Source organism: Solirubrobacter phytolaccae (genome assembly GCF_027587195.1).
GTDB lineage: Bacteria > Actinomycetota > Thermoleophilia > Solirubrobacterales > Solirubrobacteraceae > Solirubrobacter > Solirubrobacter phytolaccae.
Genome location: NZ_JAPDDP010000024.1, coordinates 44,123 through 66,399, shown reverse-complemented (window position 1 = coordinate 66,399; position 22,277 = coordinate 44,123). Strand labels below are relative to the sequence as shown.

The window sequence follows — 22,277 nt, the reverse complement described above, 5'->3', positions numbered from 1 at the left end:
GCGAGCTCTCCGTCACGGGATCTTGACCCGCAGCCGCCCGACGGTCACGCCGTTCGCGCCGAGCGGGTTCGCCTGGCCGGGATCGGTGGCCTGGTGGAAGCGGACCCAGATGCGGTACTCGCCGCCGCCGTTGACGTGCGAGAACAGCTGCTCGACCCGTTCGCCGCGTTTGAGGTCGCGGCGCGTCCAGCCGGTCGTGCCGCGGCCCGTGTTCCCGGGGGGAGAGATCCGGATGCTGTACGCGGTGCGCGCGTCGGTGACCGCGCGCGGGACGCGGAAGGACACGCGCAGGTTCCAGAAGCGCCGCCCCTGGCGGAAGCGCGCGTGGATCTTCGCCGACACGTCCTTCTGCGTGACGCGTTCCACGCGCAGCGGGCGGTAGGCCGGGATCGGGCAGGTCTCCTGCGAGCGCAGCGCGGACCCGGCGCAGGTGCGGCCGCCGTCGAAGTGCACGCCGACGATCCGCTCGTCGAGCGGGTGCGTGTCCGGGACCGACCGGATGACGTCGGACGCGCCCGCGGGCAGGACGATCAGGTACGCACCCTCCGGGCCGACGGTCGACAGCGTGCGCAGCTTGCGGTCGGGTGTCCGGTAGACGACGGCCTTCGCGCGCGGGCCGAGCGTGCCGTACAGCAACGTACGCGCCGGCCCGTCCGTGCACAGCCGGCGGTCGGTCGCGCCCGGCGAGCACGGCCCGAGCCGGACCGCACGCGCCGAGTACCGCTCGCGCGCGACGTTGTGGAAGAGCCGATCGCCGCGGTCGAGCAGCGCGCACTCGCCCGGGTTGCGGACGACGTCGCGCGGATACGGATGGAGCCGGCCGTCGTCGCCGAGCTCGCCGATCCGCCCCTGCGCCACCCGCCCGGGGAGCAGGCAGCCGAGCCCGCGCGTGGTCGAGGCGAGCTGCAGGCCCCACTCCGGACCGCCGTCGGGATCGGGCGCGCGCACGGCCAGCAGCCGCTCGGTGCCCACGGCCACGGTGCCGATCTCCGTGTTCGGCGTCGGCGCGAGCCGCGTGAGCTCGGGCGGGTCCTTGGCGGGCTCGCCGATCGGGATCTGGAGCACCCCGCTCGCCGCGAGCGCGGCCGTGGTCCCGGCGACGAGCACGACGGGCGCGAGCCCGAACCACCAGCGGCGCCGACGACGCGGACGCGCGTGGCGCACCGCCGTCGTGCGCAGCTCCTCGCGCAACTCGGGGATCAACGTCATCGCACCGCCTCCGTCCGGTCGCGCCGGCCGATCGCGCGCCTGGCCGCGCCGCGCTCGCGGGGCGTCATCGCTCGCCCTCCGCACGCGTGCGTCGCAACGTCGCGAGGCCGCGGCTGACGCGCTTGCGCACCACGGCCTCCGAGCACTCGAGGTCGGCGGCGATCGTGTCGTAGTCGTCCTCCGCGAGCACGCGACGCCGCACCGCCTCGCGCTGCTCCTCCGGCAGGTCGGCGAGCCACGCGGCGACGACCGCCTCCTCGGACTCGAGCACGGCGCGCTCGACGCTGCGCACCGTCTCGTCGCTCACCGCCAGCGCACGCATCTCCAGCTCCTTCCTCGCGTCCCGCTCCACCCGCCCGCGCCGCCAGCTCGCGAACACCACGTGCCGCGCGATCCCCAGCAGCCACGCGCGCCCGCTCGCCTCCTCGCGGAACCGGTCGCGCGCGCCGAACGCGCGAGCGAACGTCTCGGCCACCACGTCGACCGTCACCTCGGGGTCGTGCACGAGGGAGCCGACGAACGCGACCACCGCGCGCTCGTGCCGGTCGTAGAAGGTCACGAACGCCTCCGGATCACGGTCGGCGCGCGCGAGCAGCTCTCGGTCGGTCAGGGCCATGCGCGGTCTCTAGTGCCGCGAAGACCGCAGGTTGTGACCACGGCCCTCGCGGGTACCGGTCAGGGCATGCGTCGTGCGTTCATGCTCTTCGGTGCGTTCTGGCCACCGATCTACATGGTGTTCTTCATCGCGTTGATCGTCGAGGCCACCATCCGTGGCGGCGGTGATCCCGACAACGACCTGCTGATCCCGTTCGGCGTCCTCATCGGGCTGCACCTCGCGACGATGCTGCTGATGCTCGGCGCGGCGGTCGCCTACGTGCTCCACGCGTGGCGCAACCCACGGGTGCCACAGGACCAACGGGTGCTGTGGCTGGTCGTGATCCTGCTCGGCGCGCCGATCGCGATCCCGATCTACTGGTGGATCTACCTGCGCCCGGGCAGCGAGAACCGCCGCACGCCCGTGCTCGGCTGACCGATGGAGATGCCGTGGCAGGCCGAGCAGCGCGCGGTCCTCGCGCGCGTGCCGTTCCGCGTCTTCGCGCCCGAAGGCCTCCCGGTCGAGCTGGCGGCCTACGGCGGGCTCGGCAGCGGCCCGGACGTGGTGCACCTGCGTCACGACACCGACGCGCGCGAGCTCGATGTCGACTCCGGTACGAACGGGGGCCCTGGCGTCGTCGAGCGCCTCGAGGACGACGACGATGAGATCGTGTCCACGACCCGGCCGCTCATGGTCGACGGCGTCGAGCGGCCGTTCGCGTTCGCCTCGGCCGGCGACCGCTGGGCGGCGAAGGCCCGCGTCGGCGACGTCGTCATCGCGGTCGAGGCGCGCGGGTTCGACCCGGCCGAGGTCAAGCTGCGCGGGTTGGTGGACCCCACCCAGGTGGTCTCGGGCACGCCGGAGTACGTGCCACTGCGGCCGGCTTTCTCCCCGCTCGACCCGAGCCGGGTGACGGAGCTGGGAGACCGTGAGGCGGCGGACGCCGCGCGACCGGCGCTCGCGCTGCTGGCGAGCAACGCGCCGCAGCCGAGCTGGATCGGCGGCACGCCGCACCTCCCCGACGACACGCCATGGCCCGAGGGCCGCTACGGCCCGATGACGTTCATCGCCCAGCTCGCGCTCGCCACGCTCGACCCCGCGGTGTGGATCGGACCGCAGGCCGGGCACCTGCACATCTTCTGCGACGTCGAGCCGGAGTCGCTCTCGGTCGACGACGCGGACGCCTGCCTGGTCCTGCACTCCCCCGCCGACGCCGTCCTGCACGAGTGCGACTTCCCACCCGACCTCCACGAGGAGGGCTACCTGGCCGACCAGCCGGTCGTCCCCAGCGCCGGCTTGACCGTCCCCCAGCACTCCGACGCGCTGTGGACGCTCCAGGATCGGCTCGCCGCCGAGCAGGGCTGGCGCTCGCCCGCCGGGCAGATCCTCGGCTGGGCCCGCTGGCAGGGCGGCCTCGACATGAACTCCCTCGCCCGCCTCGGCGGCGGCAAGGGCGAGGACTGGAGCCTGCTCCTGCAGGCCGACGCCTTCGATGCCGGCGAGCTCTACGTCGTGCTGCCCACCGCCGACCTGCGCGCGGGCCGCTTCGATCGCGTCCAGGCGTCGCTCGCGCACGACTGAGATGAGCGGACGCGGAGCGATATGACTTTTCGCAATCAAAAGCCTTGCGACTTATGCGTAGATGCGCTGGTATCTTCGGCCGTAGGTGGACTGGCTTACGCGTGATGCCTGCGCGTCGCGCCGACGGAGGAGAGTCGTGAGAAGTATCGGGAGATCTGCGCTCAGGAGCGCAGTGCTGGCAGCAACGTGTGCCGGGGTCCTGGCGGGCCCCGCACAGGCACACGACACGGGCGCGGCGCACGCGCACGCCCCGGCGATGAACGCCGCCGCCCTGATGGGCGCGAGCACACCGGGATGGGCGTCGACGGCGCCGCTCGCCGAGCTCACGCAGCCGGCCGCGCCGGCGCACGTCCTCGTCTTCACCGAGACGGCGGCTTTCCGCCACACGGACGCGATCACCAACGGCACCCCGCTGCTGCGCGCGGCGCTGGACCAGGCCGGCGTGACGTCCGAGCACACCGAGGACTCGGCGATCTTCAATGACACGGACCTGGCGCGCTTCGACGCGCTGGTGATGTTCCAGACCTCGGGTGATCCGTGGACCGCGGCGGAGAAGACCGCGCTCGAGAAGTACCAGCGCGCGGGCGGCGGCATCGTCGCCATCCACAACGCCACGGACATGCGCGGCAACTACAAGTGGTGGGACGACCTGGTCGGCTCGCTCATGCCGGGCCACGCCGCCACGGGCAGCACGCCCCCGGCCGGCGACCCGCCGCCGTGGAACTCGGGCGTCGGCGGCCTCACGGCGCAGGTCATTCGCGAGGACAAGGCGCACCCGTCCACGCAGGCCTTGACCGACCGCTGGTCGCGCAACGACGAGTGGTACAACTTCGCCACCAACGTCCGCGGCAACGCGCACGTCCTGCTCTCGCTCGACGAGACGACGTACGACGCGGGCGGCAACAAGATGGGCTACGACCACCCGATCTCGTGGTGCAAGCCCTACGACGGCGGTCGTGCCTGGATCACGGGCATGGGCCACTTCGGCGCGCACTTCCAGGAGCCCGCGCTGCTCGCCCACATCGTCGGCGGCGTCAAGTGGGCCGCGGGCGTCGAGGCCGGCGACTGCGGTGGCACGATCAACTCGAACTTCGAGAAGGTCGCGCTGGACGAGAACACGAGCGCGCCGTTCGCGCTCGACGTCGCGCCGGACGGCCGCGTCTTCTTCACCGAGCTCGTGCGCGGCCAGATCCGCGTCTACGACCCGAAGACCCGCAACGTCAAGACGGCGCTCACGCTCAACGTCTACTCGGGCGGCGAGGACGGCCTGATGGGCATCGCGCTGGACCCGGACTTCGCCACCAACGGCTGGGTCTACGTCTACTACGCGCCCAACTCGGCCAACAACTCCGACCCGGCGAACTTCTTCAGCCGCGTCTCGCGCTTCACGGTCGACGCGAGCAACACGATCGACCCGGCCAGCGAGAAGGTCGTCATCACCGTGCCCGCCTCCCGCGAGCCGGATGAGCCCGGCCACACGGGCGGCAACCTGGACTTCGACCTGCAGGGCAACCTGCTGCTCGGCGTCGGCGATGACGTGAACCCGCACTCGGAGCCGTCGGGCGGCTACGCCCCGCTGTCCGAGCGCGCCGACCGCATGTGGGACGCCCGCCAGACCTCGGCCAACACGAACGACCTGCGCGGCAAGATCCTGCGCGTCAAGCCGAAGGCCGACGGCGGCTACGACATCCCCACCGGCAACCTCTTCAACGAAGCGAACGACGCCGACAACAAGACGCGTCCCGAGATCTACGCGATGGGCTTCCGCAACCCGTGGAAGTTCTCCGTGGACCCGAACACGGGCTGGATCGGCGTCGCCGACTACGCGCCGGACAACTCGACCAACGCGCCGAACACGCGCGGCCCGGCGGGCATCGTCGAGTACAACATCATCAAGGAGCCGGGCAACTACGGCTGGCCGCTGTGCATGGGCAACCAGGAGCCGTTCCGCGACGTGAACTACATGACGTCGCCCGTGACGGTCGGCCCGTTCTTCGACTGCGCCAACCCGGTCAACGACTCGATCAAGAACACGGGTCTGACGAACCTGCCCCCGGCCAAGGCGCCGGACATGTGGTACGGCTACACGCAGACGTCGGTGCCGGCGATCGCGGCCGGCGGTGGCCTCGCCCCGATGGGCGGCCCGTTCTACGACTACAACGCCGCCTCCACGTCGGACACGAAGTTCCCGGCCTCCTACGACGGCAAGGCCTTCTACTACGACTGGGCCCGCAACCGGGTCTGGACGGTCCAGCTCGGCGAGAACGCGAAGGTCGAGAAGGTCAACCCGTTCATGCCGAACACGTCGTTCCTGGCGCCGCAGTCGCTGTCGTTCGGTCCGGACGGCTCGCTGTACGCGCTCGAGTGGGGCGGCGGCTTCGGCCGTGACAACCCGAACTCGGGCATCTACCGGATCGACTACATCAACGGCTCGCGCTCGCCGGTCGCGGCCGCGACGGCGACGCCCGACAACGGGCAGGAGCCGCTGACGGTCACGTTCTCCAGCGTCAACTCGTCCGACCCCGAGGGCGGCGTGCTCACGTACGCGTGGGACTTCGACGGCAACGGCACGACCGACTCCACGGTCGCCAACCCGACGCACCAGTACACGACGCCAGGCGTCTACCAGGCCCGGCTGACGGTCACCGACCCGGCCGGCAAGACCGGCACGACGGTGCTGCTGGTCACGGTCGGCAACACCAAGCCGACGGTCAAGTTCAACGGGCCGCTCAACGGCGGCTTCGTCGAGTGGGGCGACCGCGTGAACTGGGACGTCACGGTCACCGACGCCGAGGACACGGTCGACTACCAGAACCTGATCGTCCAGCCGGCGCTCGGCCATGACGACCACGCGCACCCGCTGCTCGAGTACCGCGGCAAGACGGGCTCGGTCGTGACCGACCTGGGCACGGGCCACTCGGAGGACATGAAGGTGTTCTTCGCGCTCGACGCCCGCTACACCGACCAGGGCGACGGCACCGTGCCGGCGCTCACCGGCACCGACACGATCATCCTGCAGCCCAAGCGCAAGGAGGCCGAGCACGCCGACGGCCGGCTCGGCACCGACACGGCCGAGGCCTCCGGCGACGCCGAGGGCACGTCCGCGCTGAGCAACCTGAGCGAGGGCGACTGGGCCTCTTACGACCCGGTCAACTTCACCGGCATCGACTCGATCACGTTCCGCGTGGCCGCGCAGGCCGCGGGCGGCTCGATCGAGCTGCGCAAGGACAGCCCGACGGGCGCGTTGCTCGGCACGGCCGCCGTGCCCGCCACGGGCTCCGTCAACCGCTGGACCGACGTCACGGTCCCCGCGCCCACCGACAAGGCCTCGATGGCGCTGTTCCTGGTGTTCAAGGGCACCGCGAACTTCCGCCTGAACTTCTTCGAGGTCAACGGCAAGGGCCTCTCGCCCGAGACCCGCCCCACGGTGAAGATCACCGCGCCGACGGAGAACGCGGCGGTCACCCCGGGCGCCGTCACCCTCACCGCTGACGCGACCGACGCCGAGAACCAGATCACCAAGGTCGAGTTCTTCGTCGACGGCGCGAAGGTCGGCGAGGACACGTCCGCGCCGTACAGCGTCACGTGGAACCAGACGGTGGAGAAGTTCTACGCCGTCCACGCGGTCGCCACGAACGCCAAGGGCCTGACCGGCGACTCGCGCAAGGTCCGCTTCTCGGTCGGCGAGTCCGGCGTCCGCCCGCCGTGGGAGACGTTCGCGAACGTCGACGCGGCGTTCGACAAGGTCGGCGACGAGTTCACGGTCAGCGCCGCGGGCGCGGACCTGTGGCAGGCCGCCAACGAGTTCGGCGCGGTCTACCTGCCCGGCGGTGTCGGCGAGAACTTCGTCGCGACCGTCAAGGTGGCCGAGTTCGACGGCACCCATGCGAACTCGAAGGCGGGCATCATCGTCCGCAACCAGATCCCGCAGGGTGGCGGCAACGACAACAAGGGCTACCTGGTGCTCGGCGAGAAGGGCAACGGCGAGGCCGAGTACATGCACGACGCCGGCGGCAACGGCCAGGTCAACGACTCCACGGAGCCGGTGGCCAACGGCTGTGGCACGGGCAGCGCGCCCACGTGGCTGAAGGTCGAGAAGTTCGGCAAGAAGTTCTCGGTCTACTGCTCGCGCAACGGCACCGAGTGGACGCAGGTCGGCACCACGACGACCATCCCGGCGGCCACCACCACCCAGGACATCGGCCTGTTCGTCGTCTCGCACATCAGCGGGACGCGCGCGACGGCCAAGTTCACCAACTGGTCGCTGGACACCGACCCGGACGTCCCGGGTGAGCCCGAGGAGCCGACGACGCCGGTCCCGGGCTGCGCGCCCACGGTCTCGGACGAGTTCGACTCCTCGCTCAACCGTGCCCGCTGGACGACCGCCCGCGGTCCGGCCACGGGCGCTCCCGCCGTGGCCAACGGCGCGCTCAACCTCGCCGTGATCAACGGCGACATCGACGGCACCAACACGGCGCCGGTCTCGCACGTCGCCCAGAAGACGCCGACCGGCAACTGGCAGGCGACGACGAAGGTGACGCTGGACCACGACAACGCCTGGCAGTACGCGGGCCTCGTCGTGCACGTCGACGACGACAACTACACGAAGCTGACCTTCACCCGGCACACCGACGGGCGGCGCTTCGTGGAGTTCTGGTCCGAGACGGCCGGTGCACGGACCGCGCACGGCGGCAACGCCTACGTGGCCTCGGATCACCCGACGACGCTCCACCTGCGCCTGACGAACGCGAACGGCACCCTCACGGGCGCCTACTCGACGAACGGCACGGACTGGACGAACATGGGCGGCACCGGGCCGCTGAAGGCGAACGGCACCATCGGTCTGCTGGCCGCGGGTGACCTGGACGCCCAGAACAAGACCGCGGCCTTCGACTACTTCCGGGTCACCCCGGACGAGGCGAAGCCGAAGCCGGCCGCGAACGACGAGTTCGACGGCAGCTCGATCGACGGCTGCCGCTGGGACAAGATCCACGGCTGGAACTCGAGCCGCGCCAAGCTGGTGGACGGCAAGCTCCGCGTCCGCACGTTCGACGCCGACATCAGCGGCGCCGACAACGGCCCGATCGAGAACCTCATCCTCCAGTCGGCGCCCGCCGGTGACTGGGTGGCCGAGACGAAGATGACCGCCCCGCTGGGCGACGCGTGGCAGCTGGCCGGCTTCATGCTGTTCAGCGACGTCGACCACTACGTCAAGTACGACATCGTGGCCGACAACGACCCGGGTGCCGCGAAGGTGCGGCGCGTCGAGCTGCGCGGCGAGAACGGCGGCGGGGCGTTCGGCCCGTCCGGCGCGGCGGACATCGCTCCGCCCGCGTCGGCCACGGACACGTGGTGGCTGCGCCTGACCAAGAAGGGCAACACCTACTCCGGCGCGATCAGCGCGGACGGCACGACCTGGGTGCAGTCGCCCGGGACCGTGACGGTCGCCCTGACCAACCCGGCGATAGGCCTGATGGGCATCGGGCCGGCCCAGGCCGCCCCGATCGATGTGGACTTCGACTACTTCCGCATCGGCGCGGCCGACACCCAGGCGCCGGTCACGACGGCGTCCGTGAGCGCGGCGCCGGGTGCCGACGGCTGGTACGCCGCGGCTCCGACGATCACGCTCGCGGCGAATGACGGCGCCGGCGGTTCCGGCGTCGCCAAGACCGAGTACGCGATCGACGGCGGCGCGTGGCAGACCTACACGGCGCCGTTCGTGGCTCCGGAGGGCGAGCACACGATCCGCTACCGCTCGACCGACCAGGCGGGCGTCGTGGAGACCGCCAAGGAGCTCGTGGTGCGCGTCCGCCCGACCAGCACCTCGGTCCCCGTCGTCATCGGCGGCGAGGTGCCGGGCCTGCTCGCGCTGGACCTTGCCGGGCCGATCAGCCTGGGGACGTTCGTCCCGGGTCAGGCGAAGGACTACGCCACCGAGGTCGCGGCCAAGGTGACGTCGTCCGCGGGTGACGCCCTGCTCACGGTGTCCGACCCGAGCACCACCAACACGGGCAAGCTGGTCAACGGCGCGTTCGCGCTGCCCCAGCCGCTCCGGGTCAACGGCGCCCCGGTCGGCGGCAGTGCCGCGCCGACCACGCTGAAGAGCTGGACCGGCCCGTTCGGCACGCAGTCGGTGCCGCTCGTGTTCAAGCAGCCGATCGCCGAGAGCGACGGGCTGCGCCGCGGCACGTACAGCAAGACCCTGACGTTCACGCTGTCGACGACGACACCGTAGGCGTGTAGTGCGCTCGGGGGCCGCGGCGGTGACGTCGCGGCCCCCGCGTCGCTTAACGGCAGCGTTTGCCGAGCGCGACGCGCCGCCGCACGGTCGGCTTGCCCTCCTCCAGGAACTCGAGCGTCACGCAGCGCGGGCGCTGGAGGATCAGCCCGCCCGGGTAGGCGGTCCACTCGCCGAGCGGCTTGCCGTCGCTGAAGCGCTCCGTGTCCGGCGGGCACGGGTGGAAGCGGACGCTGTGCTGGCCACGACGCTGCTCGCTCGCGTTGAAGTTGAGCGCGACGTGCCGGCGGTCACGCTTGGCAACGCGCACCACGACCGGCGCGCCCGTGCGGATGATCACCGGCGTCTTGATCAGATAGCGGTCGCGGCTCTTGTATGACGGCAGCTCGCGGTCGGCCGCGACCACGTTGAGGACCGTGAGCCGGCCGACGACGAGGTCGCGCTTCGCGTCCGGCTTCGCGACGTCCTCCGGGTTCGGGCCTTCGGCGTGGGTCTCACACGTCCGGTCGTAGGCGGCGGACGCGTCCGCGGCGGTGAAGAGCACGACGACTGCAGTGAGGGCGAGTGCGCGCATACCCCGTGTAACCCGCAGACCGATGGAAAGTTCCTGACCGAGCTACGGCAACCGGAAGGACACCTTGCCGACTTCGAGGCCGTCACGGCCCGGCATTCCGAACATGCCGTTCACGCGTCCGTACTTGACCGCACCGTGGTAGCGGCCGTGGCCGCCGAGCGAGTTGAACGTGAACGTGACGGTCTCGCCCGCCTTGATGTTCTTGAAGGTCGAGGTGCTCACCCCGGTGTGGCGCTGCTTGTTCGGCGGCACGGACAGGTCGATCGAGTACGCGGAGCTCGCGTCCGGAACCGCGACCGGCGCGCGGAAGCTGACCCGCACCTTCCAGCGGTCGCCCTTCTTGCCCTTCGTCTTGCGCACGTGGATGGCGGACTTCACGTCGGCTTCGGTCAGCGTGGGTGCCGGCGGCGCGGCGTACCCGGGGTTCACGCACGACTCGTCCGCCCCGCGCTCGGTGACCGCGCACGAGGAGCCGTCCTTGAAGCGGATCTCGTTGATCGGCGAGTTCGTCGGGAACGGAGACGCGCCCATGCCGCTGCCGACGCCGATCCCGCGGTCGGCCATGCGGTCGACGATCAGGTAGGCGCCTTCCTCGCCGGTCGTCGGGATCTCCTTGCCGTACGCGACGATGCTCTTGGCCTGCGGGCCGAGCACGCCGAAGTAGAGCGTGCGGGCGCTCCGCGGGTCGCACAGCTCGTCCTTCGGCACGCCGGTCGTGGTCTGCGGCAGATGGCAGCCGCCCATCACGCTCGCGCTGGCGGCGATGCCACCGACCCGCACGCTCGTGACCAGCTGCCCCTTGGCGTCCAGCTGCGTGCACGCACCCAGGTGCCCGACGTTGCTGTCGGGGATCGGGTGGAACTTGCCGTCGTTGCCGAACGCGTCGTCGCGCCCGAGCACGCCGAGCTTCCCGTCCTGCATCCGCGCGGCCTGCACGCAGCCCAGCTTGCGCGTGGTCCGCGCCATCCGCAGCCCCCACGGCGGCCCGCCGTCCGGGTCCTCGGCCTGCACCGCCAGCACCCGCACCCCGCCGGGCTCGAGCGCCCCGACCCCGACGCTGGGCTCGAGCTCGACCTCCTTGTCCGCCGGCGATCCGATCGGCACCTGCAGCACGCCGGTCGCGGCGAGCGCCGCCGTTCCGCCGCACAGCAGCGCGACCCCGATCCCCACACCGACGTGGAAAGTCTTGCGCGCACGGCGCACCGGCATCACCCGCTCCAGCTCACGTTCCAGTTCCGGGATCAAGGTCATGACTCGAGCCCCTTTCGCAGCGTCGCGATCCCCCGGCTCACCCGCTGGCGCACCACCGCCGGCGAGCACTCGAGATCCCGCGCGATCGCGTCGTAGTCCTCGTCGGCCAGCACCCGCCGCCGCACCGCTTCCCGCTGCTCCTCCGGCAGGTCGGACAGCCACGCCGCGACGACGGCGGCCTCCGACTCGAGCACGGCCTCCTCGACCGAGGCCAGCGTCGCCGTGCTCGGATGCAACGTGCGCATCCCGAGCCGCTGGCGCATCTCGCTCTCGACCCGGCCCTTCCTCCACGCCGCGAGCACGACGTGCCGCGCGATGCCGAGCACCCACGCCCGCTCACCGCCGAGCTCGGACCGGTACGTCCCGCGCGACTCGTACGCCCGCGCGAACGTCTCGGCCACCACGTCCACGGTGACCTCCGGGTCCCGCACCATCGAGCCCACGAACGCCACCACCGCGCGTTCGTGGCGCCGGTAGAACCCGGCGCCGTCACTCAGTGGATCGTGACCCATGCCTCCATATTGCGAGGCACGCGCGGATCTGTGACGGTCACTCGCGCAGCCCGGCGTTCGCGGTCAGCCGAGCGCGACCGAGGAGGGCCGCGGGCAGCAGCGTGCCGAGCAGGCCGAGCGTCGCGCCCAGGGCGAGGACGAATGCCGTCTGGCCGAGCGGGACGACCAGCGTGCCGGCCTGCGCGTCGTTGCCGATGCCCGCGAGCGAGGCCATGACGATCGCGACACCACCGACGATGCCGACCGCCGTCGTCGCGAGCGCCTCGATGGTCTGCGCGCGGGTGATCTGCCCGCGGGTCGCGCCGGCGAGCCGGGCGAGCACGAGCTCCGGGCGGCGCTCGGCCGCCGCCATCGCGCCGCTGTTGAACACGGCCATGGCCGCCATCAGCAGCATCAGCGCGGCGACGACCCACTGCACCTGGGCTCCGTCCTCGAGCTCGCTGTCGAGCGCGCGGAAGTAGTCGGCGCGGGTCAGGCGCTCGACGGTCGGGAACTCGACGTCGGCGTGACCGCGGACGAACACGGCCGAGTCGAGCGGTGCGGTCGCGTGCTCGAGCGCCAGCGCACGCGGGAGCACGATGTCCCCCATCCCCAGCGCGCGCTCGTAGATCGCGACGACGCGGAGCCTCCGCGGGCCGGCGTCGGCCATCCGCGCGCTGAGCGTCGCGCCGAGCTCGACGTCCCCGGCCTCGGCCAGCCGCGTGCTGACCGCGATCCCGTCGCCGCGCACGTCGGTCAGCGAGCCCGCTCGGACATCGAGATCGAGCGTCCCGTCGAGGGTCTCGGGATCAAGCCCGGCGGCCGGCCACGCGCTGCTGCCGTTGGACAGCTCGCGGTCCAGCAGGAAGACCTCGGTGGCGACCATCCCGGTGGCGCCCAGCCGGTCGGCGATCTCGGGCGGGAGCCCGCCGCCGCTGCTCGCGACCAGGACGTGGTCGGCCTGCACGCGAGCGGCGCTGACCTCGCGGACGGCCTCTCCCGCCGTCGCGATCGAGATGACCTGGGCCCCCGCGAGCGCGACGACCAGCGCAATCGGCCCGGCGACGGCACCGACGCGGAAGCGCCCCGTCGCAAGCCCGGCGCCGGCAAGGAAGCGGCTCGCGCCGTCGGCGCCGATCAGGCGGCCGAGCAGCGCGGCCGGATGCCCGAGCAGCAGCGGCGAGAGGGTCGCGACGCCGAGCGCGAAGCACAGCGCGGCCAGCACCGCGTACGCGGTGGCATCGTGCGAGAGCGCGATCACGAGCGTCACGCCGCCGCCGAGCGCCAGCAGGCCGAGCACCGCGCGCACCGGGCCGAGCCGGCGCTGCGGCACCGCGGCGGCCACGAGCGCCTCGCCCGGCCGCACCTTCAACCCGCGTCGGACGGCGACGAGCGACGCCAGCAGCGCCACGAGCGTCCCCGCGACGAGACCGACCACGTGCGCAATCCAGTGCGGCCGCACCGTGAAGCCCTCGGGGGCGACGCCGACGTTCGTCAGCGCGTCGGCGAGGGTCCCGGCGAGCAGCAGCGCGCCACCACAGCCCACCGCGCCGGCGAGCAGGCCCACCAGCGCCGTCTCCACCAGCAGCATCCGCCGCACCTGGCCGGGCGTGGCGCCCATGGCCCGGAGCAGCGCGATCTCGCGCCGCCGCCGGTCGGTGATGAACGTGATCGTCCCGGCGACCACGAAGATCGCGACGAAGATCGTCATCCCGCCGCCGGCGCCGATGACGGCGAACAGCTCCTCCTGCGCGAGCGCACGCGGGTTGCCCGCGTCGGCGGCCGACGCCTCGCTGCGCGGGAGGACCTCCATGCCGGGACCGAGGCGCGTGCGCAGCGCTTGCGCGTCGAACCCGGGGGCGACCGTCAACGCGACCGCGTCGTAGCCGCCGGAGAGCTCCCGCGCGGCGCGGTCGGTCATGAACAGCGCGGACTGGAGCGGCTGCCGCGCGACGATCCCGGTCATCCGCAGCGTACGCACACCCGCGGGCGTGACGACCCGCACGGCTTCGCCGACGTGCACGCCGTGCGCGACGCCGGCGTCGAGCACGACCTCGTCGGCCATCCGCGGTGCCCGGCCCTCGGTCAGCCGGTAAGGCGTGAGCGCCGCGGCGGGCCAGCCGTGGACGTGGGCGTCACGGCCGGACACCGACACCGGGACGGAGAGGTCGCCGACGGCACGCTCGACCCCGGGGAGGTCGGCGAGCTTCGTCACGGTCGCGTCCGACACCCGCGCCGAGCGGGGGACCGAGATGATCTCCTGCGCCTCGCCGCGGCCGAGCGTGACCTCCGACTGCGCGCGCACCACGAGGTCGGCACGGGCGAAGCGGCCGGGGCCCGGGTCGCGCAGGGCGCTGGCCATCAGCTGGCCGGCGGAGGCGACGACCGTCGCCACGATCGCGAGCATGATGAACGCGCCGAGGAACGACCCGGCACGGGTGCGCAACGTGCGCAGGCCGATCGCGAGCATCGCTCAAGCCCCCAGCGCGGTCATGCGGGCCGCGACCGCGTCGGCCCGCGGCGCTGTCATCGAGTCGACGACCTGCCCGTCCGCGAGGAACACGACCCGGTCTGCGACCGCCGCCGCCACCGGGTCGTGCGTGACCATCACGATCGTGCGGCCGTCCTCGTCCACGAGCGAGCGCAGCAGCGCGAGCGCCTCGCGGGCTGAGCGCGTGTCCAGCGCGCCGGTCGGCTCGTCCGCGAAGATCACGCGCGGCTCGGCCACCAACGCCCGCGCGATCGCGACCCGCTGCTGCTGGCCGCCCGACAGCTCCGCCGGCAGGTGCCGCGCGCGCTTGCCCAGGCCGACCCGGTCCAGCGCCGCCCGCGCCGTCCCGCGCTTCGGGCGCTGCCCGCCCAGCCGCAGCGGCAGCACGACGTTCTGCGCCGCGGTCAGCGACGGCAGCAGGTTGAACGACTGGAACACGAACCCGACCTCGCGCCGCCGCAGCTGCGCCAGCCGCTTCTCGCTCAGCTCCGTCAGCTCCAGCTCGCCGACGCGGACGCTGCCCGAGTCCGGCCGGTCCAGGCCGGCGGCGCACTGCAGCAGGGTCGTCTTCCCCGAGCCGGACGGGCCCATGATCGCGGTGAAGCTCCCCGCCGGGAACTCGAGCGAGACGTTCCCGAGCGCCCGCACCGCGCTGTCGCCCCGGCCGTAGCTCCGGCTCACGGTGGTGAGGGCGATCGCGGGCCTCATGCCTTCGCCTCCAGTCGCTTGGAGAGCTGCTCGCCCTCGAGGTCCACGCGCGGCACCAGCCGTTCGAGCCAGCCCGGCAGCCACCACGCGCGTTCGCCGAGCACCGCCATCAGCGCCGGGATCAACGTCATCCGCACCACGAACGCGTCGATCAGGATCCCGCACGCGAGCGTGAAGCCGATCGACTTGATCAGCACGGCGTCCTCGGTGACGAAGCCCGCGAAGACCCCGATCATGATCAGCGCCGCCCCGGTGACCACGCGCGCGCCGTGCCGGAAGCCCTCGGTGATCGCGCGTGTCGGGTCCGCGCCGTGCACGTGCTCCTCACGCATCCGGGACACCAGGAACACCTGGTAGTCCATCGCGAGCCCGAACAGGATGCCGATGATGAAGATCGGCAGCACCGAGACGATCGGCGCGGTCTGCTCGACGCCGAACACGCCGGCGAGCGTGCCCTGCTGGAACACCGCGACGAGCGTGCCGCACGCCGCGCCGATCGTCAGCAGGAACCCGCCGACCGCCGTGAGCGGGACCAGGATCGACCGGAACGCGATCAGCAGGAGCAAGAACGCGAGACCGACGATCAGGGCCAGATAGGGGATCAGCGCGCCGGACAGCCGGTCGGCGAAGTCGATGTTGGCGGCGGTCTGCCCCGTCACGAGGATGGTCGCGCCGAGCTCGCGGTCGAGCGCGTCGGTGCGGCTGCGGATCTGCTCGACGAGCTCCTTCGTGGCCTCCGTGGACGGGCCGCTGCGGGGCGTGAGCGAGACGATCGCGGTGTCGCCCGCCGCGTTGACCACGGGCGTGCCGACGGCGGCGACGCCTTCGAGCTGCCCGAGCTCCTGCGCGGCGGCGTCGGCCGCGCCCCGCGCCTCGGGCGCGTCGACCACGAGCATCAGCGGCCCGTTGAAGCCCGGCCCGAACCCATCGACGAGCAGGTCGTAGGCCTTGCGGTTGGTCTCGTGCGGCGCGGCGGTCGAGTCGTCGGGCTGGCCGAGGCGCATGTCCAACACCGGAGCGGCGAGCGCCAGCAGTGCGAGCACGGAGAACAGCACGGCCGCGCCACGGGCGCGGGTGACGCGGGCGACCCAGCGCGCGCCGAGCGTGGGCCGTGCCGCGCGCGGTCCGGTCTCGAAGTTCTTGCCCTTCATCAGCCGCGCCCCCGCGAACCCGAGCAGCGCGGGAACCAGCGTGAGCGAGATCGCGACGGCGACGGCGACCGTGCCCGCGGCGGCCAGGCCCATCGCGGTCATGAACGGGATCCCGACGATGGACAGCGAGGCGAGCGCGATCACCACGGTCGCGCCGGCGAACACGACCGCGCTGCCGGCGGTGCCCACGGCGCGGGCGGCGGACTCCTCGGGCTCCAGCCCTTCGAACAGCTGCGCGCGGTGGCGCGAGATGATGAACAGCGCGTAGTCGATGCCGACAGCCAGCCCGAGCATCAGCGCGACGGTCGGCACGGACGAGTCCATGTCGACGAAGCCGGTGAGCGCCGTGATCCCCATGATCCCGATCACGACGCCGATCAAGGCCGTCAGCAGCGGCAGCCCGGCCGCGACGAGCGACCCGAACGTGATCAGGAGCACGAGCCCCGCGACGGCGAGGCCGACGAGCTCGCCGAGGCCGCCGACGGACGGCTCGGAGTCGACCGCATCGCCGCCGAACTCGACCTGGACGCCCGCTTCGCGCGCCGTCTCCGCGGCGGTTCGCACGGCCGCGACCGAGCCTTCGGGCAGCTCGCTCGCCTCGTCCCCCCAGCTCACCTGGACGAGCGCGATGCGCCCGTCCTCGGACGTCAGCGCGTCGCTCACGTCCAGCACGCCGGGTGCCTTGGCGGCGGCCGCGCCGGCGGCGGCGACGGCGCTCGCGCGCGCACCGGTCAGCCGCTCGCCTGCAGGCGCGGCGAAGACGATCCGCCCTGACGCGCCGTTGGCCTCCGGGAGCCGCTCCGCGAGCAGGTCGGCCGCGCGTTGGGACTCGGTGCCCGGCATCGTCGCGGCGTCGGTCGTCGAGCCGCTCAACGTCGCCGCCGCGGCGAACATGCCGCCGAGCAGGACGAGCCACGTGGCCAGCACGAGCTTGCGCCGGCGAAAGGCGGTGCGGCCGAGGGTGTAGAGGGCGGTTGCCATCGGGAGATCCTTCGCTTGGGGAGGGGTTGCACTCACCACCATCGGGGTCCCGAAGCGCCGCGACGACCGCCGTTGGCCCCCTTCCGCCTTCGCCCAAATGGGGCAGCGAGTTCCGCCTTTAGTAGGAACCCCCCAGGGCTACGCTGGCGCTGTGCCGCGACGCGCCGACAACCTCTGGACCGCGCCGGTCGCGTTCTGGCGGTCGCACACGCTCCTGATCGCCGTCGTCGCGCTGGCCCTCGCCGCGACCGGGATGGCGCTCGGCTACCCCGCCGTCGTGCCGGCCGTGTTCGCCCTCCTGCTCTGCGCGCTGGCCGCGATTCACAGCGCGCCCCGGGTCACGCTCCCGCTGACCGCCTACGCCGGCGCGACGATGGCCACCGCGATCGCGATCGCCGGCACGGATCCTGTCACTCCGGTGATCATGCGCATCGTCCTCGGCTTCGCGATCGGCGCGACCCCGGTGCTGATCGGCGGCTCGATCCGTCGCGAGCGTGAGCGCACCCGCGAGGCCCGCGAGCACGCGCGGCGGATCGCCGAGCTGCGCGACCGCGACGTCGAGCGTGCCGTGGCCGAGGAGCGGCTGCGGATCGCCCGCGACGTGCACGACATCACCGGGCACCACCTGAGCGCGATCTCGCTGCAGGCCGCCGGCGCGAGCGGCGCGCGCGGCGCGGTGTCGGACCCGGAGGTGCGCGACGCCCTGGCGAGCATCCACCGCCTGACCTCCGAGGCGCTCGGCCAGACCCGCCGCGCCCTCGGCGTCCTGCGTGATTCAGGCCCGGCGACCGTCACGCCCACGCCGCGGCTCGAGCACGTCGACCAGCTGCTCCAGCCCGCGCGCGACGCCGGGCTCGCCGTCGACCTGCACGTCGACGGCGCCGGTCGCCCGCTCTCGGACGAGATCGAGGTCTGCGCCTACCGCGTCCTGCAGGAGTCGTTGACGAACGTCGTCCGCCATTCGAGCGCCACCGTCGTGCGCGTCCACGTCGTATACGGCGAGCGGGCCTTGACGATCGCCGTGGACGACGACGGCGTCGGCGGCGCCGACGCCCGGCCCGGCGGCGGCATCGGCGGCATGCGCGAACGCGTCGCGATCGTCGGCGGCTCCCTCACCGCCGGGCCGAGCGCCGGCGGCTGGTCGGTGCGCGCGAGCCTGCCCCTCCAGCCCGAGTCCCGGCCGGCGAGGGACCGAGCAGCGGTGACGCCGTGAGCATCCGCGTCGTCATCGCCGACGACCAGGCGATCGCCCGCCAAGGGCTGCGGATGATCCTCGGGAGAGCCGAGGACATCGAGGTCGTGGGCGAGGCCACCGACGGGCTCGACGCGCTCGGCCAGGTCGAGCGACGCACCCCGGACGTCCTGCTCATCGACATCCGGATGCCCCGGATGGACGGCCTCGAGGCCACGCGCCGCCTCCGCGACAGCAACGTCAAGGTCATCGTCATCACCACCTTCGACCTCGACGAGTACGTCGTCGAGGCCCTGCAGGCCGGCGCCGTCGGCTTCCTCGTCAAGGACTCGCCGCCCGAGCGCATCATCGAAGCGGTCCGCGTCGTCGCGAGCGGCGACGCCCTGATCTCGCCCGAGGTCACCCGCCGCCTGCTCGCCCAGTTCGTCTCGGCGGCCCCTGCCCGCGCCGGCGACCCGGCGCTCGCGGACCTCACCCCGCGCGAACGCGACGTCCTGCTCGGGATCGCGGCGGGCCGCAGCAACGCCGATATCGCCGCCCACCTCTATCTCGAGGAGAGCACGGTCAAGAGCCACGTCGGCCGCATGCTCGCCAAGCTCGGCCTGACGAGCCGCGTGCAGGCCGTGATCTTCGCCTACGAGACCGGGCTCATCGCGCCCGGCACGTCCCGGCGCTAGTCCTCAGTAGCCGAGCGCGAACTTCGCGTCCTCGGACATCTTGTCCGGGGTCCACGCGGGGGTGAAGACCATGTTCGGGGTGACCTCGGTCACGCCCGGGAGCTCGCCGACGAACTCCTGCATCTGCTCGGAGACCTGGGGGCCGATCGGGCAGGCCGGGGTCGTCAGCGTGAAGGTGATGCCGACCTTGCTGCCGTCGATCTCGACACCGTAGACGAGGCCGAGCTCGACGAAGTCGAGGCCGAGCTCCGGGTCGATCACGTTCGAGAGGGCTTCGAAAACGTCGTCTTCTTGAATCATCTCGAGTAGGAGTGTAGGCAACTCCGCGTGTGTGACTCTGTACGAACCGGGCGGTTCGTTGTAGGGTCGCGTGATCGTCTCCTTCGACGCAGAGCTCGCCATCCTCCGCATCGAGGGGGATGAGGACCGAACGACCAGCGGCCGACGCCGCCGGCCTTTCTCCGCGGCCCTGAACGCGACGCGTGATGTGATCGTGGATCTGAGCGATCTGACGTTCGCGGACCCGTCGCTGATGATCGACCTGGCGTGCCTCGCGCAGCGGCTGCGGGCGAACGGCGTGACGCTCTGGCTCGCGCATCCGCAGCCGAACATCCGGATGCTGATCGAGACGGTCGGCCTCCATCGGCTCCCCGCGGTACGCGTGAACGACGGCGCTAAGCCCGCCTTGACCTGAGGGTCGTAAAGTCGGGGCGAAGAACCAATGCCCCTGCTGCTCGTACTTCTCTTCATCATCGTCCCGATCGCCGAGCTGGCGCTGCTGATCCAGGTGGGTCAGGCCATCGGCGTGTGGTGGACGGTGCTGATCCTGATCGCGGACGCGATGCTCGGCTCCTACCTGCTGCGCTCGCAGGGCCGGCTGGCGTGGCGGCGCTTCAACGAGGCGCTCGCGTCCGGGCGGCTGCCGCACAAGGAGGTCGTCGACGGCGTCCTGGTGATCTTCGGCGGCGTGCTGCTGCTCACGCCCGGGTTCATCACGGACATCTTCGGCCTGCTGTTCCTGTTCCCACCCACGCGTGTGGTGCTGCGACGGCTGCTCGTCCGGCGCGGCGCGCTGCGGCTGGTCGGCGCGATGCCGGGCACGGCGCGCCCGCCGCGCAGCGATCCCTACGCCGGGAACGGCCACCCGCGGGACATCGAGGGCAGCGCCGTGGACATCGACCCGCCCCCGCCGCCGCGATGAGCAAGGTGGACCTGGAAGCACCCCGGGAGCTGCGCAAGCCCGGGGACACGGACGCGGTGACGTTCTCGTGGGCGGACGTGGACGCGGGCCTGTACGGGCTCGCGCGCGTCGCGACCGGCATGGGCGGCGACGGTGAGGTCTCCAGCAGCGCGCTCGCCGTCGGCTTCCTCGGGCGCGAGACGCTCGGCGCGATCGTCACCTCCCCCGCCGAAGACCTTCAGGCCGTGACCGACGAGCCGCTCGCGCGCTGGACGCTGCGCGGCGCCGGCGAGCTGGACTTCGAGCTGACGTTCGAGGCGCTCACCGCCCCCGTCGGCTACAGCGGGCGCCAGGCGCTCGTGAAGGCCGGCGGGATGGAGGGCTACGAGCAGCTCTGCCGCGTGACCGGCACGATGGAAGGCCGGAGCGTCGACGGGCTCGGCCAGCGCGGACGTGCCTGGGGCAACCCGGACTGGGACAAGATCGTGCTCACGCGCGCGGTCGGCGCGTGGTTCGACGACGGGACGGGCGTCGCGCTCGGCCTCGTGCGCTCGACCAAGGCCGCGCACCACGCCGACGAGGCCGCCTGGGGCGCGTCGTTCTCGGCCGAGGAGTCGCACGAGGTCGACGAGGTGCGGCTCTCCACGACCACCGACGAGGACGCGCGTCAAATCCGCGCCGGGCTCGAGCTGTACCTGGACAAGGACGCGGAGTACCCGTACCGCGGCATGGGCGAGGTGCTGACCGGCTCGACGCTCGAGCTCGGCGCGCTGCGGATGGACGTCGCGTTCTTCCGCTGGCACATCGAAGGCCGCACGGGCATCGGCCGCTACGACCTCATCCGCCGCACCGCGTGATCAAAGCGGTCATCAGCGACTTCGGCGGCGTGATCACGCTGCCGCTCAACGAGGCGTTCGCTCGCGCGCACGAGGAGCTCGGCGTGCCGCTGAGCGCGCTCGGCGAGGCGATGCAGCTCGCGGCCTCGCGCTCGGACGAGCCGCCGCTGTTCAAGCTCGAACGCGGGCAGATGACCGACCCCGAGTTCATGGCCGTCATGCAGGCGTCGATCAGCGAGGTTGTCGGGCGCGAGGTCGTGCTCGACAACTACGGCGAGCGGCTCATGCGCGAGCTGCGGGCCAACGAGCCGCTGCTCGAGTACTACGCGGGCCTGAAGGCGCGCGGCGTGCGGCTCGCGATCCTCACCAACAACGTCCGTGAGTGGCAGCCGCGCTGGATGCCGCTGCTGCCCGACGGCATGTTCGAGCTGATCGTGGACTCGGGCTTCGAGGGCGTGCGCAAGCCGGAGCCGGAGATCTACGAGCGGACGCTGACCCGGCTGGGGCTGTCGGCGGGCGACTGCGCCTTCGTCGACGATCTCGAGGTCAACGTCACGGCCGCGAACGAGCTCGGCCTGCACGGCGTCCACTTCCGCACGACCGACCAGGCCGTCGCGGAGCTGGACCAGCTAGTTCTCTGAGCCGAGGCGGTCCCACATGTAGAGCTCCAGGCACTCGGCCAGGAGCTCCGTGGCGCGCTCATTGCTCAGCCACGGCAGCACGCTCTCCAGCGCCTGCTCCTCCGCGACGCCGGCGTTGAACGCGTCCTCGCCCCGGAGGCCCGCGGCGATCTTCAGCGCCTCGCGACGGTTGTCGCCGAGGTTCTTGAACGCACCGACGAGAAAGTCCCGGTTGGCGAGCGGCGTGCCGACCTCCATCGAGGCGTGCCAGGCGGCGAGCATCGAGAGGTCGTTCTCGTCCAGATCGGCGACGGCCTTCGCGTAGTGCGAGGCCAGCTCGCCCTCGGGGATCTCGTCCACCCAGGCACGGACGAGCTCGCCGAGTAGCTGTCGGCGGGCCTCGCGGCCGACCGACTCCGCGATCACCCGGATCGCGTCCTGTGGCTCAATGAAGCAGAGGGGCATTGCTTCGCGAACGGTACGAGGTGGGTCGGACGGCACA

19 protein-coding genes are annotated in these 22,277 nt (G+C 72.2%); 9 read left to right on the top strand and 10 right to left on the bottom strand.

All coding sequences use genetic code 11. The features are described from left to right. Nucleotides 1-12: 12 nt before the first annotated feature. Both OJ997_RS15145 and OJ997_RS15140 read right to left on the bottom strand, forming a co-directional pair. Nucleotides 13-1,209 carry a hypothetical protein gene (locus tag OJ997_RS15145; RefSeq protein ID WP_270025995.1) on the bottom strand — a complete coding sequence of 399 codons (1,197 nt, stop codon included), beginning with the start codon at nt 1,207-1,209 and terminating at the stop codon, nt 13-15. Between the two features lie 64 nt (nt 1,210-1,273). Next, nucleotides 1,274-1,825 (bottom strand): RNA polymerase sigma factor, encoded by a 552-nt coding sequence (locus OJ997_RS15140; protein WP_270025994.1) that lies wholly within the window; start codon nt 1,823-1,825, stop codon nt 1,274-1,276. A gap of 66 nt (nt 1,826-1,891) precedes the next feature. On the opposite strand from OJ997_RS15140, the gene OJ997_RS15135 reads away from it, so the two are divergent. From OJ997_RS15135 to OJ997_RS15125, 3 genes are all read left to right on the top strand, one after another. After that, nucleotides 1,892-2,239, top strand: coding sequence for a hypothetical protein (locus tag OJ997_RS15135; RefSeq protein WP_270025993.1), 348 nt, complete (start codon nt 1,892-1,894; stop codon nt 2,237-2,239). A 9-nt stretch (nt 2,240-2,248) separates the two neighbouring features. Next, nucleotides 2,249-3,385, top strand: a complete 1,137-nt coding sequence (locus OJ997_RS15130) for a DUF1963 domain-containing protein (RefSeq protein ID WP_270025992.1) — start codon at nt 2,249-2,251, stop codon at nt 3,383-3,385. Nucleotides 3,386-3,641: 256 nt separating this feature from the next. After that, nucleotides 3,642-9,620, top strand: a complete 5,979-nt coding sequence (locus tag OJ997_RS15125; RefSeq protein ID WP_270025991.1) for a ThuA domain-containing protein — start codon at nt 3,642-3,644, stop codon at nt 9,618-9,620. Nucleotides 9,621-9,672: 52 nt separating this feature from the next. Here the strand turns inward: OJ997_RS15125 and OJ997_RS15120 are convergent, their stop codons facing one another. The 6 genes from OJ997_RS15120 to OJ997_RS15095 are packed head-to-tail and all read right to left on the bottom strand — an operon-like array spanning nt 9,673 to nt 17,270. Then, nucleotides 9,673-10,197, bottom strand: a complete 525-nt coding sequence (locus tag OJ997_RS15120; protein WP_270025990.1) for a hypothetical protein — start codon at nt 10,195-10,197, stop codon at nt 9,673-9,675. A gap of 42 nt (nt 10,198-10,239) precedes the next feature. Next, nucleotides 10,240-11,448 carry a hypothetical protein gene (locus OJ997_RS15115; protein ID WP_270025989.1) on the bottom strand — a complete coding sequence of 403 codons (1,209 nt, stop codon included), beginning with the start codon at nt 11,446-11,448 and terminating at the stop codon, nt 10,240-10,242. Next, entirely contained in the window at nt 11,445-11,960 is a 516-nt protein-coding gene (locus OJ997_RS15110) for an RNA polymerase sigma factor (protein ID WP_270025988.1), read from the bottom strand. Before OJ997_RS15110 ends, OJ997_RS15115 begins: the two co-directional genes overlap by 4 nt. A gap of 37 nt (nt 11,961-11,997) precedes the next feature. Continuing rightward, a complete protein-coding gene (locus OJ997_RS15105) occupies nt 11,998-14,409 on the bottom strand; it encodes an ABC transporter permease (protein WP_270025987.1) in 2,412 nt (803 codons plus the stop codon). Between the two features lie 3 nt (nt 14,410-14,412). After that, nucleotides 14,413-15,138 (bottom strand): ABC transporter ATP-binding protein, encoded by a 726-nt coding sequence (locus OJ997_RS15100; RefSeq protein WP_270025986.1) that lies wholly within the window; start codon nt 15,136-15,138, stop codon nt 14,413-14,415. Next, nucleotides 15,135-17,270 (bottom strand): MMPL family transporter, encoded by a 2,136-nt coding sequence (locus OJ997_RS15095; protein ID WP_270025985.1) that lies wholly within the window; start codon nt 17,268-17,270, stop codon nt 15,135-15,137. The genes OJ997_RS15100 and OJ997_RS15095 overlap by 4 nt, the downstream gene beginning before the upstream one ends. Nucleotides 17,271-17,421: 151 nt before the next feature. Between OJ997_RS15095 and OJ997_RS15090 the strand changes: the two genes are divergently transcribed. Together OJ997_RS15090 and OJ997_RS15085 are read left to right on the top strand one after the other, a co-directional pair. After that, complete coding sequence (locus tag OJ997_RS15090; RefSeq protein ID WP_270025984.1) at nt 17,422-18,483, top strand: sensor histidine kinase; 1,062 nt, start codon at nt 17,422-17,424, stop codon at nt 18,481-18,483. Then, nucleotides 18,480-19,139, top strand: coding sequence for a response regulator (locus tag OJ997_RS15085; RefSeq protein ID WP_270025983.1), 660 nt, complete (start codon nt 18,480-18,482; stop codon nt 19,137-19,139). The genes OJ997_RS15090 and OJ997_RS15085 overlap by 4 nt, the downstream gene beginning before the upstream one ends. Nucleotides 19,140-19,142: 3 nt before the next feature. On the opposite strand, the gene OJ997_RS15080 is transcribed toward OJ997_RS15085, so the two are convergent. Continuing rightward, nucleotides 19,143-19,439, bottom strand: a complete 297-nt coding sequence (locus tag OJ997_RS15080) for a metal-sulfur cluster assembly factor (RefSeq protein WP_270025982.1) — start codon at nt 19,437-19,439, stop codon at nt 19,143-19,145. 70 nt (nt 19,440-19,509) lie between these two features. On the opposite strand from OJ997_RS15080, the gene OJ997_RS15075 reads away from it, so the two are divergent. Genes OJ997_RS15075 through OJ997_RS15060 form a run of 4 tightly spaced genes read left to right on the top strand, consistent with a single transcriptional unit; the run spans nt 19,510 to nt 21,796 of the window. After that, nucleotides 19,510-19,833: an STAS domain-containing protein gene (locus OJ997_RS15075; protein WP_270025981.1), complete on the top strand. Its 324-nt coding sequence runs from the start codon at nt 19,510-19,512 to the stop codon at nt 19,831-19,833. 27 nt (nt 19,834-19,860) lie between these two features. After that, nucleotides 19,861-20,340 (top strand): FxsA family protein, encoded by a 480-nt coding sequence (locus OJ997_RS15070; RefSeq protein WP_270025980.1) that lies wholly within the window; start codon nt 19,861-19,863, stop codon nt 20,338-20,340. Beyond that, nucleotides 20,337-21,176 (top strand): DUF7064 domain-containing protein, encoded by an 840-nt coding sequence (locus OJ997_RS15065; protein WP_270025979.1) that lies wholly within the window; start codon nt 20,337-20,339, stop codon nt 21,174-21,176. The genes OJ997_RS15070 and OJ997_RS15065 overlap by 4 nt, the downstream gene beginning before the upstream one ends. Continuing rightward, nucleotides 21,173-21,796, top strand: coding sequence for an HAD family hydrolase (locus tag OJ997_RS15060; protein ID WP_270025978.1), 624 nt, complete (start codon nt 21,173-21,175; stop codon nt 21,794-21,796). The genes OJ997_RS15065 and OJ997_RS15060 overlap by 4 nt, the downstream gene beginning before the upstream one ends. Here OJ997_RS15060 and OJ997_RS15055 read toward each other — a convergent pair. Beyond that, nucleotides 21,785-22,240 carry a hypothetical protein gene (locus OJ997_RS15055; RefSeq protein WP_270025977.1) on the bottom strand — a complete coding sequence of 152 codons (456 nt, stop codon included), beginning with the start codon at nt 22,238-22,240 and terminating at the stop codon, nt 21,785-21,787. The genes OJ997_RS15060 and OJ997_RS15055 overlap by 12 nt on opposite strands. Nucleotides 22,241-22,277: the final 37 nt, after the last annotated feature.